This is a genomic window from Chromobacterium sp. Panama (assembly GCF_003052555.1).
Lineage (GTDB): Bacteria > Pseudomonadota > Gammaproteobacteria > Burkholderiales > Chromobacteriaceae > Chromobacterium.
The window spans coordinates 976,821-992,258 of record NZ_QARX01000001.1 but is presented as its reverse complement, the minus strand read 5'-3'; the positions used below and the strand labels follow the sequence as shown (position 1 = coordinate 992,258).

Sequence of the window (15,438 nt, the reverse complement as noted above, 5' to 3'; positions counted from 1 at the left end):
CTAAGCTTCTGTTAAATCAATAGAATTATTAAAATCCGTGTAACTAGGGAACTTGCCTGCCGGCGCCGATCAGCGTCTCCGTTTTCTTCTTCACCCCCATCTCGCCCCTGCCCCGCCCCAGCCGAATCTTAGTCTCAAACAATGCCATTTAGATTTAAACAGACCAAGCATATGATTAATGGCATTAGAACGGATTTCGTTTGTGAAAATTTAGGAAAACAAGCGGGAAGGAACTGTTGGATTCGAAAACAAATGAACAAGACTAAGACGCCGCCGAAAACCGGGAGGCTGGGGAGAGACGGGGCCGCGCCAGTGGAAAGCGGCGGCGGACGAATGAGGAGCAGATGGTTGCTGCGCCCCAAAAAACAATGGGCCGCGCGGCAAAAAACCGCACGGCCCGAATCCTATCCGGAAACCGGTTAAGGAAATATGACAAATATCAACGGCGTTCGACTTGCGTCACGTCGCGCACCGCGCCGGTGTCGGCGCTGGTGGTCATCGCCGCGTAGGCGCGCAAGGCCGGGCTGACCACGCGGTCGCGGCCCAGCGGTTTCCAGGCGTCGCGGCCCTTGGCTTCCATCGCCGCGCGCCGCGCCGCCAGCGTTTCATCGCTGACCGCCAGACGGATGGAGCGGCCGGGGATGTCGATCTCGATGCGGTCGCCCTCTTCCACCAGGCCGATGGCGCCGCCCTCGGCCGCTTCCGGCGACACATGGCCGATGGACAGACCGGAAGTGCCGCCGGAGAAGCGGCCGTCGGTCAGCAAGGCGCAGTCCTTGCCCAGGCCCTTGGATTTCAGATAGCTGGTGGGATAGAGCATTTCCTGCATGCCGGGACCGCCCTTGGGGCCTTCGTAGCGGATCACCACCACGTCGCCGGCCACGATGCGGTCGGCCAGGATGGCCTCCACCGCCGCGTCCTGGCTTTCGAAGATGCGGGCTCGGCCGTTGAATTTGAGGATGGAGTCGTCAACGCCGGCGGTTTTGACGATGCAGCCGCGCTCGGCGATATTACCGGACAGCACGGCCAGGCCGCCGTCCTGGGAATAAGCGTGCTCGCGGTCGCGGATGCAGCCCTCGGCGCGGTCGTCGTCCACCGTCGGGTAACGCATGGACTGCGAGAAGGCGATGGTGGTGGGCACGCCGCCCGGCGCCGCGCGGTAGAAGCGCCGCGCTTCGCTGTCTTCGCCGTGGCGGCAGATGTCCCAGGCTTCCAGCGCTTCGCCCAGCGTGGCGCTGTGCACGGTGGGCACTTCGCGGCGGATCAGGCCGGCGCGGTCCAGCTCGGCCAGGATGGCCACCACGCCGCCGGCGCGGTGCACGTCTTCCATATGGTATTTCTGGGTGGCCGGCGCCACCTTGGCCAAACACGGCACCGAGCGCGAAATGCGGTCGATGTCCGCCATCTTGAAGTCCACGCCGGCTTCCTGCGCCGCCGCCAGCAGGTGCAGCACGGTATTGGTGGAGCCGCCCATGGCCACGTCCAGGCTCATCGCGTTCTCGAACGCGGCCTTGGAGGCGATGGCTCGCGGCAGCAAGCTGGCGTCGTCCTGTTCGTAATGGCGCTTGGTGATATCCACGATCAGGCGGCCGGCGCGCAGGAACAATTCCTTGCGGTCCGCGTGCGTGGCCACCAGGCTGCCGTTGCCGGGCAGGGACAGACCCAAGGCCTCGGTCAGGCAGTTCATGGAGTTGGCGGTGAACATGCCGGAGCAGGAGCCGCAGGTGGGACAGGCGGAGCGCTCCACGCGCTCGACGTCCTCGTTGGACACCGCGCTGTTGGCGGCTTCCACCATCGCGTCCACCAGGTCCAGCTTGCGGATGTCGTTGCCCCATTGCACCTTGCCCGCTTCCATCGGGCCGCCGGAGACGAACACCACCGGGATGTTCAGACGCATCGCGGCCATCAACATGCCGGGGGTGATTTTGTCGCAGTTGGAGATGCACACCAGCGCGTCCGCGCAGTGGGCGTTGACCATGTATTCCACGCTGTCCGCGATCAGGTCCCGGCTGGGCAGGCTATAGAGCATGCCGCCGTGGCCCATGGCGATGCCGTCGTCGATGGCGATGGTGTTGAATTCCTTGGCCACGCCGCCGGCGCGTTCGATTTCCCGCGCCACCAGTTGACCCATATTGTGCAGGTGCACGTGCCCGGGCACGAACTGGGTGAAGCTGTTGGCGATGGCGATGATGGGTTTGCCGAAGTCGTCGTCCTTCATGCCGGTGGCGCGCCATAGGGCGCGGGCACCCGCCATATTGCGGCCGGCGGTGGAAGTGCGGGAGCGGTATTGGGGCATTGCTGATTCCTTAATTTCTACATGAGGGGAAAGGCGCTCCGGGCCTGGCCTGCTTTAAGGCCGGGCCGCCTGGCTCCGGGTGCCGGGGAGCTCAAGGCAAAAATGCGTCGGGCGGCGGGTGGGCCGCGCGACGCGTGGGAACGCTTTCCCATATAATCCGTCCACATTCTTTTACCGCAAACGCACACGGCTGACAAATGATCATTCATCCGCAGTTCGACCCCGTGGCCATCCAGCTGGGCCCGTTGGCCATTCATTGGTACGGCCTGATGTACTTGCTGGGCTTCGCCAGCTTCCTGATCCTGGGCAACTACCGCATCAAGCGCGGCCACGCTTTCCTCACCTCCAAGCTGCTGGACGATCTGCTGATGTACGGCGCCGTCGGCGTGGTGCTGGGCGGCCGCCTGGGCGAGGTGCTGTTCTACCAGCCCGGCTATTATTTTAGTCATCCGCTGGAGATTCTGATGGTGTGGAAAGGCGGCATGTCCTTCCACGGCGGTTTCATCGGCGTGCTGATCGGCGTGGCGCTGTTTGCGCGCAAGCACGGCCGCAGCTTCTGGGAAGTCACCGACTTCATCGCGCCGCTGGTGCCGCTGGGCCTGGCCGCCGGCCGCATCGGCAACTTCATCAACGGCGAGCTGTGGGGCCGGGTGGCCGATCCCCAACTGCCGTGGGCGATGCTGTTTCCGCAGGCCAAGATGGACGATCTGATCCAGGCGCAGCAATCGTCCGACCTGATGGTGACCCTGCTGAAATACGGCGGCCTGCCGCGCCACCCGTCGCAGCTGTACGAGTTCGCGCTGGAAGGCCTGGCGCTGTTCGCGCTGCTGTGGTGCTTCAGCGCCAAGACCCGCGCGCGCGGCCAGGTGTCTGCGCTGTTCCTGATGGGCTACGGCCTGGCGCGCTTCGGCAGCGAATACTTCCGCACTCCGGACGCCGGCATCTTCGGCCAGTCCGACGTGATCAGCATGGGCCAGTGGCTGAGCCTGCCGATGATCGTGATCGGCCTGGCGCTGTTCTACCTGTTCGGCAAGCGCAAGGCGGCCTAAGCCGGGCTAGGCTAGAATGCTTGCTATACGCGGCGGTTTTTAGTCCGCCGCTTCAAGGCCAGTCTTAATGACTGGCCTTTTTGAATCGCCGGCCCGCCGGCGCCAGCCCTTGCGGCTTTTCGTCCGCAATAGAGGAAAACACTGCCATGACCGCCATCAAACTGACGCTGGCCGGCGCGCTGCTGGCCGCCGCCGCCCTGGCCCACGCCGCCCCGACCGTGCTCAAGGTCTCCGCCATCCCGGACGAGTCCCCCACCGAGCTGCAGCGCAAGTTCGCGCCGCTGGGCCAATACCTGGAAAAAGAGCTGGGCATCCCGGTGCAGTTCGTGCCGGTGTCGGACTACGCCGGCGTGGTCACCGCGCTGACCTCGGACAAGCTGGACATGGCCTGGCTGGGCGGCTTCACCTATGTGCAGGCCAGCCAGCGCGGCAAGGTGGTGCCGCTGGTGCAGCGCGAGGAGGACAGCAAGTTCACCTCCACCTTCATCACCAGCGGCCCGGCCAAGAGCCTGAAGGAGCTCAAGGGCGACAGCTTCGCCTTCGGTTCCGCCTCCTCCACCTCCGGCCACCTGATGCCGCGCTATTTCATGCAGAAGGACGGCCTCAAGCCGGAAAGCTTCTTCAAGAACGTCGCCTATTCCGGCGCTCACGACGCCACCGTGGCCTGGGTGGCCGCCGGCAAGGTGGAGGCCGGCGTGTTGAACAGCTCGGTGTGGCAGAAGCTGGTGGAAAGCAAGAAGGTGGATACCGCCAAGGTGCGCGTGATCGCCACCACCCCGGCCTACTACGACTACAACTGGACGGTGCGCGGCAGCATGGACAAGGGCTTGCAGGACAAGATCCGCCAGGCCTTCCTCAAGCTGGACGCCAAGAACCCGGATCAGAAAGCCGTGCTGGATCTGCAACGCGCCAGCCGCTTCATCCCCACCAAGCCGGACAACTATAAGGGCATAGAAGCCGCCGCCGCGGCCGCCGGGCTGCTGAAATGAGCCTGGAGCTGCGCGGCGTCGGCCTGAGCCTGGACGGCGCCGTCATCCTGCGCGGCATCGATCTGCAACTTGCCGCCGGCGAACAGGCGGCCCTGATCGGCCCGTCCGGCGCCGGCAAAAGCACCCTGCTCTTGCTGGCCAACACCGGCCTGCGCCCGGACTGCGGCGCGGTCCGGCTGCTGGACGCCGATCCCTGGCGCTTGCCGCGCCGCGCCTTGCGCGCGCTGCGCGCGCGCATAGGCAGCGTCTACCAGACGCCGCCGCTGCCGCCGCGCCAGCGCGTGATCCACGCGGTGGCCGCCGGCCGGCTGGGCCAGGGCGGCGAACTGGCGGCCTTGCGCCGCCTGCTGTGGCCGGACGACGCCGCCGGCGTCGCCGCCGAGCTGGAACGGCTGGGTCTGGCCGACAAACTATGGCAGCGCTGCGATCAGCTGTCCGGCGGACAGCGTCAGCGCGTCGGCATCGCCCGCGCGCTGTACCAGCGGCCAGACCTGATGCTGGCCGACGAGCCGGTGTCGGCGCTGGACCCCAGGCTGGCCGACGACAGCATACGCCTATTGTGCGAGGACGCCCGCGCCCGCCGCGCCACCCTGTTGGCCAGCCTGCACTCGGTACAGCTGGCGCTGGCGCACTTCCCGCGCATCATCGGCCTGCGCGACGGCGCCGTCGTCTTCGATCTGCCGCGCGAGCAAGTCCATACCCAGCTGCTGGCCGAGCTCTACGCCGGCGAGATGCCCGAGACCGCGGTGGAGCCGGCCGCGCCCGCCGCGCTCAGAGGCTTGCAATGCTGAGACCCGCGCCGCGCGACCCGGCCGCCCGCGCGCGGCTGGGCTGGCTGCTGCTGACCCTGGCCTTGCTGCTGCCGACGCTGCCACTGACCCAGTTCACGCTGAGCACTCTGTTCAACGGCGACACCTGGCTCAGCCTGGCGCGTTTCGCCGCCGGCTTTCTGCCGCCGGCCCACGACGGCGACTTTCTGAAAGAAGTGGCCAAGGAAACCGCCACCACGCTGGCGGTGGCCAGCGCCGGCCTGTGCCTGGCCATGCTGCTGGGCGCGCCGCTGGCCTTCGCCACCAGCCGCGCGCTGGACGATCACCAGCTCACCGCGATCCGGCCGCGCCGCACCGTCCTGGCCGCGCAAAGCCTGCTGCGCGGGCTGATGGTGTGGCTGCGCGGCGTGCCGGACATTGTCTGGGCGCTGCTCTTCGTCCGCGCCGCCGGCCTGGGCAGCCTGCCGGCGGTGCTGGCCTTGGGCCTGGCCTACGGCGGCATGCTGGGCAAGGTTTACGCGGAGATCCTGGAATCCCAGCCGCGCGCGCCGGCCCAAGCGCTGGCGGCGGCCGGGGCCAGCCGCTGGCAACGGCTGTGCTGGGCGCTGTGGCCTCAGGCCCTGCCGGAATTGATCAGCTACAGCGTTTACCGCTGGGAATGCGCGATCCGCGCATCGGCGGTGATGGGCTTCGTCGGCGCCGGCGGCATCGGCCAATTGCTGGACAGCAGCCTGAAAATGCTCAACGGCGGCGAGGTCGGCGCCCTGCTCCTGGTCTTCCTGCTGCTGGTGGGCTTGAGCGAAGGCGTCAGCCGCTGGTCGCGGCGCGCGCTGGAGCGCGACGGCGGCGGACGCCGCCTATTGCTGGCCGGCGGCGCGCTGACCGCGTTCAGCCTGTGCTGGCTGTGGCCGGATTGGCGCGCCAACGGCTTTGATTGGCGCGGCCTGCCGCGCTTCGCCATGGAATTCCTGCCGCCGGACCTCTCCGCCCCAAACTTGCGGCCATTGGGACAAGGCGTGGTGGAAACCTTGGCGATGTCGGCGCTGGGCACGGTGCTGGCCGCCTTGCTGGCCATGCCGCTGGCGCTGCCCGCCGCCGGCCGGCTGGGCGCAGCCGCCAAGCGCGCGACGCGGCTGTTGCTGAATATGCTGCGCGGCATTCCGGATCTGCTGTGGGCGGCGCTGGCGGTATTGGCGTTAGGCCTGGGGCCGGCCGCCGGGGTGCTGGCGCTGGCAATGCACACCGCCGGCGTGCTAGGCCGTCTGTTCGCGGAAACGCTGGAAAACGCGCCGCCGCAAGCGGAACAGGCGCTGCTCAACGCCGGCGCGGGCCGCATCGCCGCCTTCTGCTACGGGCCGCTGCCCATGGTCGCCAGCCAATGGCTGGCCTATACGCTGTACCGCTGGGAAAACAATATCCGCATCGCCACCGTGCTCGGCATCGTCGGCGCCGGCGGCCTGGGCCAGCAGCTGTATCTGGCGCTGTCGCTGTTCCAACAACAAGCCGCCGCGGCCGTCATCCTGGCGATGGTGGCGCTGTCCTGGGGCGTGGAACAGTTGAGCCGCGCGCTGCGCCGGCGCATGGGCTGAAACGAGGACGGGGCGGCAAGCCTAAGCCTGCCGCCCCGTCGTCTAGCGCCTTCATCCCACGTCTATCGAGCTTCCCTGCACGCGGCCAGGCCACAGAGAAACATCGCCAGCGCGGCGAAAGCCAGCCCCTTGGCCAAGACGAACGGCCACGCCGCCGAACCGGCGTCCGCCAACGCCATGCCCAGCAAAGCCACCGCGCAAGCGGCCGCGGCCATGCACAAGGAGCCGAGATACCATCCTTTCTTGCTCATCACGTTTCTCCTCTTCCCACACATCGAATCTTCTTATTGTTCCAGCCTGCCTCGCCAGGCGACGTCCACGAACGTCGCCCGTTCAGATTGCCAGCCATGGCCGGCTGCCGCAATAGGGCATCTCCCCCAAGCCCGCCAAGGGGCGGACGGCGGCGTCTCAGCCCTCCTGCTCCCCCGGCGCGGCGGGCAGCGTTTTTTGCTTCAAGTACAACAAGGCTTCGCGGATACGGTCGCGGAAAGCGGCTTTCTCTTCCAGCCACTGTAACGGCCGACCAACGGCGATGTCGACGAAGAAGGGCACCGGCAGCCATTGACCGCGCCCCATCGCCCGGCCCAGGCCGTGCAGATAGACCGGCACCACCGGCACCTCGGGGAAATCCCGGCTCAGATACCAGATGCCGGACTTGATCTCGGACAGCACCTCGGGCTCGCCGCGCGAGCCTTCCGGAAACAGGATCAGGATGCGGCCCTGGCGCAGCGCCTCGCGGCAGCCCTCCAGCGGGTCCAGACCCTTGGCCACGCCCCCGCGCACCACCGGAATGATGCCCACCACCTGGGTGGCGAACCAGGCGAACAGGCGGTTCTTCAGGAAGTAGTCCGCCGCCGCCGCCGGCTGCACCTCGGGGATGCGGCCCAGCGGAAACAGGCTGTACAGCGCCAGGATGTCCAGGTGGCTGTTGTGGTTGGCCACCACGATGGCCGGGCCGCGCAAGGGCAGCCGCTCCTGGTGGCGCACCGTCACCCCCAACCACAGACGCACCACCGGCCGGGCCAGCAGCAGTACGAACAGAATGCGCAGCAATCGGCTCATCATCGGCTCAGAAGTACAAGTAATGGACATAGTGGAAGAACAGCGGCGCGGTATAGGTCAGCGAATCCAGCCGGTCCAGCACCCCGCCGTGGCCGGGCAGCAGGCGGCCGGAGTCCTTGACCCCGATGTCGCGCTTCACCGCGGAAATCACGATGTCGCCGATAAAGCCCATCACCCCGATCAGCAGGCCGGCCAGCGCCGCGTGTAGCGGCGAGAACGGCGTCAGCAGCGGCCCCAGCAACCAGCCCAGCAGGCAGGTGGTCAGCGCGCCGCCGAGGAAACCCTCCAGCGTCTTGTTGGGCGACACCTTGGGCGCCACCTTGCGCCGGCCGAAGGCCTTGCCCCACAGGTATTGCGCCACGTCGTTGAGCTGGGTCAGCGCCACCAGGTAGAACAGCAGCATCGCGCCCTGGGCCGGTTCGCCGATATGGGTCAGCTGGGGCAGGGTCAGCACCGCGGCCATATGGCTCAGGCAGAACACGCAAATCATCAAGCCCCATTGCAGCGAGGCGGCGGCCTTGAGAAAGCCCTGGGTCTCGCCGATCAGCACCATACGCATCGGCAGGAACAGGAAGATGTAGACCGGGATGAAAATGATGAACATGCCGTACCAGTGAACGCCCAGCCAGTAATACTGCAGCGGGATGCTCAGATAGGCCCAGAACAGCACCACGTGATCGGCGGTGCGGGTGGCGCACAGCGTCAGGTATTCCTTCAGCGCCAGGAAGCTGATCAGCGCGAACACCACCAGCGCCAGCGGCACATTGCCCAGCAAGGTCAGCGAGAAGCAGGCGACGATCCACCACCAGGTGCGGATGCGCAGCTTCAATTCCAGCCAGTTCTTCTGCGGCGAGCGGCTCTCCAGCACGCGGATGGCGACGCTGGCGATCACCAGCAGCGCGAATACGGCGCCCAGCGCCCAGATCAATGCTTGCGGCAACAGCGGTTTAAACATCTTCGCCCTCTTTCAAAATGGCCCGCGCCCGGTTGACGCAGGTCAGCGCCATCAAGGCGGCGCTCAATCCAAACACCCAGCCGCCCCAGACCGCCGCCTGCGGCCACAGGCCCAGCAGCAGCGCGAAGGCGCCGTAAACAAAGGCGCGGTCGCTCTTGCCCATCGGCCCGTCGTAGCGCCGGCTCGCGCCAAGGCTAGGGCCCAGCACGCCGACGAACTCGGTCAGCAGCGCCAACGACACCGCCAGCACCGCCCAGGCAGGCTGGGCCAGCAGCAGGGCGAAGGGCAGATAGAGCGCCGCGTCGGACACCACGTCGCCCACCTCGTTGAGAATGCCGCCCAGCCGCGACTTCTGGCCGTGCTCGCGCGCCAGCATGCCGTCGATGGCGTTCAAGGCCATGCGCAGGAACAGGAAGACGGGCAGCAGCAGCCAGGGCAAGGCCTGATCCGGCCGGCAGGCCAGCCAGCCGCCGTAGGCGATAGAGGCCAGCATGGCGCCGAGCGTGACGTGGTTGGCGGTGACGCCAAGGGAAACCAGGCCGCGCAGCAAGGGGCGCAGCAGGTCCTGAAAACGGGATTTGAGTTGATAGATGCTGGGCATTTCGGCTTCGGCTCGTCTGCTTCGTCCCGACGCGCTTTCGCGCCAGTCATCACAGTCGTCAAGAAAAGTTGCAAATCCGTCGACGCGTCCGCCAATGGGGAACGCACGGAAAACGCGATTATGCCGATTGCAGAAAAGCGCGGCAAAGGAAATTGTTTGGCAATCCTACCTCGAACAAAAATACCGGCCCGCCGCCGCCACGGCCTCAATGCGGACAAGGCATTGTTCCAATGAGAAAAATCACACAATCAAAACAAATTAATATATAAGACTAATTTTTAATAATTTCCAAGAATTTGCAAGATGCCTTAGCATCAGCTCATCGCATGTCATGGGTTTATCCATGGCAGGAAATTTCTCAGAATCACGATGCGCCGGCATCTTCTGAAACCGCGCCGCCAACAGGCGCGATCGAAACCCGCGGCGCGTCTTCAGACTAGGGGCATCATCATGAAACACGCCATCGCATTGGCCATCGCCTTGAGCGCCACCGCCACCGCCGCCTGGGCCGACCGTCTGGACGACATCAAGAAAGCCGGCGTGCTGCGCGTCGCCGCCTTCGACAGCAACCCGCCCTTCGGCTTCCTCGACGCCAAGACCCGTCAGATTTCCGGCCTGGACGTGGACGTGGCCCAACACATCGCCAAGAAACTGGGCGTAAAACTCAGCCTGATCCCCACCAATCCGGCCAACCGCGTGCCGCTCTTGGTGTCCGGCAAGGCCGATCTGGTGGCCGCCAACTTCACCGTCACCGACGAGCGCAAAAAGCAAGTGGCGTTCAGCCTGCCCTACTTCGCCTCCGGCCAGCAGTTCATCGCCCGCAAGGGGTCGCTGCAAAAGCCGGAACAACTGGCCGGCCTGCGCGTGGGCGTGGACAAGGGCACCACCCAGGAAGTGAATCTGCGCGACAAATACCCGAAAACCACCGTGGTGGCTTACGACGACACCCCGCTGGCCTTCACCGCGCTGCGCAACGGCAACGTCCAGGCCATCAGCCAGGACGGCTCCAAGCTGGCCGCCTTGCTGGCCAATGCGCCGGACAAGGCCAAGTTCGAACTGGCGCCGTTCACCCTGACCCGCGAATACCAGGCCATCGGCCTGCCCAAGGGCGAGGCGCGTCTGCTGAAAGCGGTGAACGACAGCCTGCTGGAACTGGAAAAATCCGGCCAGGCCGCCAAGATCTACAATCAGTGGTTCGGCCCGGCCACCAAGGCGCCGCTGCCTAGGGACTTCAAGATCGGCGAAGCCAGCTAAGACCCGCTAACAAAACCCCTGATCCTGCGTTGCGCCTCCTTGTCGTACCACTTGTACTGCCTGCGTCGGCGCGCCTTGGCTCAGGTTCTCTGCGAGGTTTTGTTAGCGGCTCTAAGAACCTATTTACGATCTGCTGCGCGTCGGCGATACGGCGTTGAAAATGCTTTCAGAATGCTCATGTACCACCTGGGCATTCCGCTTCTTCAACCGTTTTCACGTGCTCTCGCCTTAGCTCGCGAGATCGTAAACACGTTCCAAGACCCGCGTTTTCCCATCCGTATCCCCAGCCGCCGGGCACGCCCGGCGGTTTCGCCATTTCAGACGCCGCCGGCGCTGAAAGGCGGAGCGCAATCGCAATACAGGACAGCAAGCAATGAATCCCCCCTCCTGGCTCGGCCACCACTGGCTGGAGCCCCACTACCTGGGCTGGCTGCTCAAGGGCGCGCTGCTCACCGGCTGGCTGGCCCTGCTGGTCTGCGCCGCCGCCACCGCGCTCGGCATGCTGCTGACCGCGGCGCTGGAGTCGCGCTGGCGCGCGCTCGGCCGCGGCGTCGGCCTCTGGGTCAGCTTGCACCGCAACACTCCCCTGATGGTGCAATTGCTGCTGTGGTATTTCGGCGTGGCCGGCCTGCTGCCTGAAGCCGCCATGCTGTGGCTGAACACCCCGCGCAGCCTGCCCTTGCCGGGCGGTCTGACCTTGCCGTGGCCGTCCTTCGAATTCCTGGCCGCGCTGGTGGGCCTGACCCTGTACAGCGCCAGCTTCATCTGCGGCGAACTGCAAGCCGGGCTGCGCGGCGTCGCCGCCGGCCAGCACCAGGCCGCGCGCGCGCTGGGCATGAACGGCTGGCAGGAATTCCGCTGGGTGGTGCTGCCGCAGGCCTGGGCGCTGGCGCGCCGGCCCTTGGTCGGCCAATACACCGCGGTGGTGAAGAACACCTCCTTGGCGATGGCCATAGGCGTGACCGAGCTGTCCTACACCTCGCGTCAGGTGGAAACCGAAACCCTGCTCGCCTTCCAGGCCTTCGCCGTCGCCACCGCCGCCTATCTGCTGCTGGTGTTGCTGACCCAGGCGCTGAGCCAGCGCGGCGAGCCGGCATGGAGGGCGCCGCGATGATGCCGCCGGTGATTCAGGACAATCTCGATTATCTGCTGTGGGGCAATCTGGCCAACGGCGAGCCCGGCGGCCTGCTGCTGACCCTGGCCATCAGCGCCGCCGCCGGCGTGCTGGCCAGCCTGCTGGGCCTGGCCGGCGGCATCGCCCTGGTGATGGGCGGGCCCGGCCCGCGCCGCGCGCTGGGCGCGCTGGTGGCGCTGCTGCGCGCCATCCCGGTGCTGATGCTGATCTTCTGGTGCTATTTCCTGCTGCCCATCCTGTTTGGCGTGGACATCCCCGGCGTGCTCACCGTGGTGCTGGCGCTGGCGCTGATCAACGCCGCCTATCTAAGCCAGTCGGTGCAGGCCGGCATCGCCGCCATCGGCCCCGGCCAATGGGCGGCCGGACTGTCTCTGGGGCTGGACCGCTGGCAGACGCTGCGCCTGATCGTGCTGCCGCAGGCGCTGCGCATGATGCTGCCCTCCTTCGTCAATCAGTGGATCACCCTGATCAAGGACAGCTCGCTGGCCTATGTGGTGGGCGTGGCCGAATTCACCTTCGTCGCCACCCAGGTCAACAACCGCGAGCAGGTCTACCCGCTGGAGATTTTCGCCTTCATCGCGCTGGCTTATTTCCTGGTCTGCGGCGGCCTGCAGTTGCTGGGCCGCTGGAGCGACAAGCGCTGGAGCCTGCCGGCCCGGGCCTGAGCCCGGGGAAAACCGCCCCGGCGCTGGAGCCGACCTCATCGAGCAGAACAGCGTAGGAGCCGGAGTCCTGTAGCGCGGGGCTCCGGCTTTTGGATTTGAACTGGATGCGCTCCGGCGGGAAACGCGGCGAGCAAGCGCTTGATCCGCGTCAAGCCGCCTCTCAACAGCCCGTGCGTCCGCCGGGCCGCCGGGCGTAGCCTATTTCGGTCTCGGACAATCAGGATCATCATCATGCACTTGCCGCTACGCTTCGCCATCGTTTCCGCCTTCGCCGCCCTGCACCTCAGCCCGCCCGCGCACGCCATGCCGGCCGCGCCGGACTATGTAGACGACAGCCAATACCTGTCCGCCGCGCGCCAGCGGGTGTTGCCGCCGGACATCCCCTGGCAGGGCGACAGCCAGCGCTTCGCCGCCAAGGCGGACGACGCCTGGGCCACTCCGCTGGAAGCCAGCGGCTTCAAGCACACGCCGGCCTATCCGGAAACCATCGCCTACCTGCAAAAGCTGGCCGCCGCCAAGCCGGCGCTGCTCAAGCTCAGCCCGATGGCGGAGAAAACCGACCAGGGCCGCGACATGATGATGGCGGTGGTGTCCGCTGCCGCCGATAAATCGCCGCAGGGCCTGCGCGCCAGCGGCAAGCCGCTGATCTATGTGCAAGCCGGCATCCACCCCGGCGAAGCCAACGGCAAGGACGCCGGACTGATGCTGATCCGCGACCTGCTGATCCGCGACGACGCGCTGCTGTCCAAGGTCAACCTGCTCTTCGTCCCCACCGTCAACGTGGACGGCGACATGCGCTACGGAAAATACGGCCGCATCAACCAGAACGGGCCGGAACAGACCGGCTGGCGCGTCAACGGCCGCAATCTCAATCTGAACCGCGATTTCACCAAGCTGGACAGCCCGGAAATCCGCAATGTGGCGCGCGCGCTCAACGACTACCAGCCGGACTTCTTCATCGACACCCACAGCACCGACGGCGTCAACTACCAGTACGACGTCACTTATTGCAATAACGGCCAGGGCTGGTCGCCCGCGTCCAGCCGCTGGATGGACCAGGTGATGACGCCCGAGGTCTACCGCGAACTGCGCCGCTACGGCCACGAGCCCAATGTCTGCATCTCGATGAACGACAACGAGAACCCCGACAAGGGCTATTACCCGTATTACAGCGATCTGGCGCGCTTCTCCAACCAATACGCGGACGCGCGCGGCATCCCCGCCATCCTGGTGGAACTGCACGCGCTCAAGCCCTACAAGCAGCAAGTGCTGGGCAACTACGTGCTCTACCGCGCCATCTTCGACAGCGTGTCCCGCCATTACGACGGCCTGCGCGCCGCCATCGCCAAGGACCGCGCCGCGCGGCCGGACCCGGTGACGCTGACCTGGAAGGAGGCCGAGGGCAAGCCCAAGCTGGTGGACTTCAAGGGCGTCAAATTCGACAAAGTGCCCTCCCCCGTCACCGGCGACAAAATCATGCGCTGGAGCAATCAGCCGCGCGACTACCGCCTGCCCATCACCCCGCTGACCGTGCCGGACCTGATCGCCGCGCGGCCCAAGGCCTATGTGGTGCCGGCGCAATGGCATGAGGTGATCGCCCGCCTGCGCGCCCACGGCATCCAGCTACGCGAACTGAGCCGGCCGGAAACCCTGGACGTCACCGTCTACCGGCTGGACGACATCAAGCTGGGCACCCCGTTCGAGCCCGATCGCGAATCCGCCGACAAGATCCCCGGCTATGAAGGCCGCTTGCTGATAGACGGCAAGCCCAGCCCGCTGCAGCGCAAAGTCACCTATCCGGCCGGCTCCGTGGTGGTGGACCCGCAACAGCCGCTGGGCACGCTGGCGATGCTGCTGCTGGAGCCCGCCAGCCCGGATTCCTTCCTGCACTGGGGCTTCTTCAACGCCAATCTCACCTCGGCGGAAGCGCCGGAAGCCTATGTGATGGAGCCGATGGCGCGGCGCATGCTGGCGGAAAGCCCGGCCCTGCGCCAGGCCTTCCAGGCCAGGCTCAAGGACCCCAAGTTCGCCAAGGACCGCAACGCCCGGCTTAACTGGTTCTATGAGCAGACCCCGTTCGCCGACAGCAACCGCTTCCTCTACCCGGTAGGCATCGTGCGCTGACCCCGTCCCGCGCAAGCGTCCGCCGGCTTGTCTACAATGAATAGATTAAAGCCGGCCGGATCTCACGGCGCAGGCGCCCACTCAAGGCGGGGCGGGCAGCGGATCGTTTCCATGTTTGCAGCGGCGGACCGGCCAGGCCGGTCAACGGCCGCAACCAGGAGAAACCCATGCACATCAAGATTCTCGGCGCCGCCGCCTGCATCGGCCATCCCGGCCACACCACCAGTTTCCTGATCGACGAGGACACCCTGATAGACTGCGGCACCGGCGTCACCAGCCTGCGCCCGGACGAAATGCTGTCCATCCGTCAGGTGCTGCTCACCCACAGCCACGCCGATCACTGCGGCTGCCTGCCGCTGCTGGCCGACGTCCACGCCAGCCGCCGCGGGCCCGGCCTCACCGTTTACAGCCAGCAGGAAACCCTGGACGCGCTGCGCGCCCACCTGTTCAACGGCGAGCTGTGGCCGGACTACACCCGCCAACCCAGCGTCGAGCAGCCCTGGCTGCGGCTGCAGGCGGTGGAACCCGGCTACGCGCTGCCGCTGGGCGAAGGCCTGGCCACCGCGCTGCCGGCCAATCACAGCGTGCCGGCGCTGGGCTGGCTGATAGAAGGCAGTTGGCGCGCGCTGGCCTTCAGCGGCGACAGCGGCCCCTGCCCGGCTTTCTGGCAATGGGTGTCCAATGTGCCCTCGCTGACCGACGTGATCTGCGAACTGACCTACACCGACGAACGCCAGGGCGAGGCCGCGCGCCAAGGCCATATGACGCCCTTGCTGCTGCTGCCCTTCCTGCCGCAGCTGCCGGCCAACACCCATCTGTGGATCAGCCACATCGACCCCGGCTGCCGCGAGCACCTGCTGGAACAGCTGCGCTCCGAATACCCCAACGGCCTGCGCGTCTGCCCGCTGCGCGAAGGCATGGTGATCGAACTGTAGCCGCCAGGAGGCCC

General features: G+C 66.3%; 14 protein-coding genes. 9 read left to right on the top strand and 5 right to left on the bottom strand.

The genetic code is table 11. The annotated features are described in order from the left end of the window. Positions 1-439: 439 nt before the first annotated feature. Positions 440-2,296: a dihydroxy-acid dehydratase gene (gene ilvD, locus DB032_RS04710; protein WP_107798461.1), complete on the bottom strand. Its 1,857-nt coding sequence runs from the start codon at positions 2,294-2,296 to the stop codon at positions 440-442. A 197-nt stretch (positions 2,297-2,493) separates the two neighbouring features. Here ilvD and lgt point away from each other — a divergent pair, with 197 nt between their 5' ends. From lgt to phnE, 4 genes are all read left to right on the top strand, one after another. After that, positions 2,494-3,345, top strand: coding sequence for a prolipoprotein diacylglyceryl transferase (gene lgt / locus DB032_RS04705; RefSeq protein ID WP_107798460.1), 852 nt, complete (start codon positions 2,494-2,496; stop codon positions 3,343-3,345). 146 nt (positions 3,346-3,491) lie between these two features. Further along, positions 3,492-4,334, top strand: coding sequence for a putative selenate ABC transporter substrate-binding protein (locus tag DB032_RS04700; RefSeq protein ID WP_107798459.1), 843 nt, complete (start codon positions 3,492-3,494; stop codon positions 4,332-4,334). After that, positions 4,331-5,125, top strand: coding sequence for a phosphonate ABC transporter ATP-binding protein (locus tag DB032_RS04695; RefSeq protein WP_107798458.1), 795 nt, complete (start codon positions 4,331-4,333; stop codon positions 5,123-5,125). The genes DB032_RS04700 and DB032_RS04695 overlap by 4 nt, the downstream gene beginning before the upstream one ends. Continuing rightward, entirely contained in the window at positions 5,119-6,693 is a 1,575-nt protein-coding gene (phnE, locus tag DB032_RS04690; protein ID WP_233246650.1) for a phosphonate ABC transporter, permease protein PhnE, read from the top strand. Before DB032_RS04695 ends, phnE begins: the two co-directional genes overlap by 7 nt. Positions 6,694-6,755: 62 nt before the next feature. Here the strand turns inward: phnE and DB032_RS04685 are convergent, their stop codons facing one another. From DB032_RS04685 to DB032_RS04670, 4 genes are all read right to left on the bottom strand, one after another. Continuing rightward, positions 6,756-6,944: a hypothetical protein gene (locus DB032_RS04685; RefSeq protein ID WP_107798457.1), complete on the bottom strand. Its 189-nt coding sequence runs from the start codon at positions 6,942-6,944 to the stop codon at positions 6,756-6,758. A gap of 157 nt (positions 6,945-7,101) precedes the next feature. After that, the gene (locus DB032_RS04680; protein WP_107798456.1) at positions 7,102-7,755 is read right to left on the bottom strand and encodes a lysophospholipid acyltransferase family protein; all 654 of its coding nucleotides are present in this window, start codon (positions 7,753-7,755) and stop codon (positions 7,102-7,104) included. Between the two features lie 7 nt (positions 7,756-7,762). Continuing rightward, entirely contained in the window at positions 7,763-8,710 is a 948-nt protein-coding gene (locus DB032_RS04675) for a phosphatidate cytidylyltransferase (RefSeq protein ID WP_107798455.1), read from the bottom strand. Continuing rightward, positions 8,703-9,311 (bottom strand): CDP-alcohol phosphatidyltransferase family protein, encoded by a 609-nt coding sequence (locus DB032_RS04670; protein ID WP_107798454.1) that lies wholly within the window; start codon positions 9,309-9,311, stop codon positions 8,703-8,705. The genes DB032_RS04675 and DB032_RS04670 overlap by 8 nt, the downstream gene beginning before the upstream one ends. A 450-nt stretch (positions 9,312-9,761) precedes the next feature. Between DB032_RS04670 and DB032_RS04665 the strand changes: the two genes are divergently transcribed. The 5 genes from DB032_RS04665 (at position 9,762) to DB032_RS04645 (ending at position 15,424) form a co-directional block, all read left to right on the top strand. After that, positions 9,762-10,565 carry an ABC transporter substrate-binding protein gene (locus tag DB032_RS04665; protein WP_107798453.1) on the top strand — a complete coding sequence of 268 codons (804 nt, stop codon included), beginning with the start codon at positions 9,762-9,764 and terminating at the stop codon, positions 10,563-10,565. Positions 10,566-10,938: 373 nt separating this feature from the next. After that, positions 10,939-11,679, top strand: coding sequence for an amino acid ABC transporter permease (locus DB032_RS04660; RefSeq protein ID WP_107798452.1), 741 nt, complete (start codon positions 10,939-10,941; stop codon positions 11,677-11,679). Beyond that, positions 11,661-12,365 carry an amino acid ABC transporter permease gene (locus DB032_RS04655; RefSeq protein ID WP_233246649.1) on the top strand — a complete coding sequence of 235 codons (705 nt, stop codon included), beginning with the start codon at positions 11,661-11,663 and terminating at the stop codon, positions 12,363-12,365. Before DB032_RS04660 ends, DB032_RS04655 begins: the two co-directional genes overlap by 19 nt. A gap of 231 nt (positions 12,366-12,596) precedes the next feature. Next, the gene (locus tag DB032_RS04650; protein ID WP_107798451.1) at positions 12,597-14,489 is read left to right on the top strand and encodes a M14 family metallopeptidase; all 1,893 of its coding nucleotides are present in this window, start codon (positions 12,597-12,599) and stop codon (positions 14,487-14,489) included. Between the two features lie 167 nt (positions 14,490-14,656). Next, entirely contained in the window at positions 14,657-15,424 is a 768-nt protein-coding gene (locus DB032_RS04645; RefSeq protein ID WP_107798450.1) for a 3',5'-cyclic-nucleotide phosphodiesterase, read from the top strand. The last annotated feature ends 14 nt before the right edge of the window (positions 15,425-15,438 follow it).

Coding starts and splice junctions, on each gene's coding strand:
- DB032_RS04645 (WP_107798450.1), top strand. CDS start 14,657: ATGCACATCAAGATTCTCGGCGCCGCCGCCTGCATCGGCCATCCCGGC.
- DB032_RS04680 (WP_107798456.1), bottom strand. CDS start 7,755: ATGAGCCGATTGCTGCGCATTCTGTTCGTACTGCTGCTGGCCCGGCCG.
- ilvD (WP_107798461.1), bottom strand. CDS start 2,296: ATGCCCCAATACCGCTCCCGCACTTCCACCGCCGGCCGCAATATGGCG.
- DB032_RS04685 (WP_107798457.1), bottom strand. CDS start 6,944: ATGAGCAAGAAAGGATGGTATCTCGGCTCCTTGTGCATGGCCGCGGCC.
- DB032_RS04665 (WP_107798453.1), top strand. CDS start 9,762: ATGAAACACGCCATCGCATTGGCCATCGCCTTGAGCGCCACCGCCACC.
- lgt (WP_107798460.1), top strand. CDS start 2,494: ATGATCATTCATCCGCAGTTCGACCCCGTGGCCATCCAGCTGGGCCCG.
- DB032_RS04660 (WP_107798452.1), top strand. CDS start 10,939: ATGAATCCCCCCTCCTGGCTCGGCCACCACTGGCTGGAGCCCCACTAC.
- DB032_RS04695 (WP_107798458.1), top strand. CDS start 4,331: ATGAGCCTGGAGCTGCGCGGCGTCGGCCTGAGCCTGGACGGCGCCGTC.
- DB032_RS04700 (WP_107798459.1), top strand. CDS start 3,492: ATGACCGCCATCAAACTGACGCTGGCCGGCGCGCTGCTGGCCGCCGCC.
- DB032_RS04670 (WP_107798454.1), bottom strand. CDS start 9,311: ATGCCCAGCATCTATCAACTCAAATCCCGTTTTCAGGACCTGCTGCGC.
- phnE (WP_233246650.1), top strand. CDS start 5,119: ATGCTGAGACCCGCGCCGCGCGACCCGGCCGCCCGCGCGCGGCTGGGC.
- DB032_RS04675 (WP_107798455.1), bottom strand. CDS start 8,710: ATGTTTAAACCGCTGTTGCCGCAAGCATTGATCTGGGCGCTGGGCGCC.
- DB032_RS04655 (WP_233246649.1), top strand. CDS start 11,661: ATGGAGGGCGCCGCGATGATGCCGCCGGTGATTCAGGACAATCTCGAT.
- DB032_RS04650 (WP_107798451.1), top strand. CDS start 12,597: ATGCACTTGCCGCTACGCTTCGCCATCGTTTCCGCCTTCGCCGCCCTG.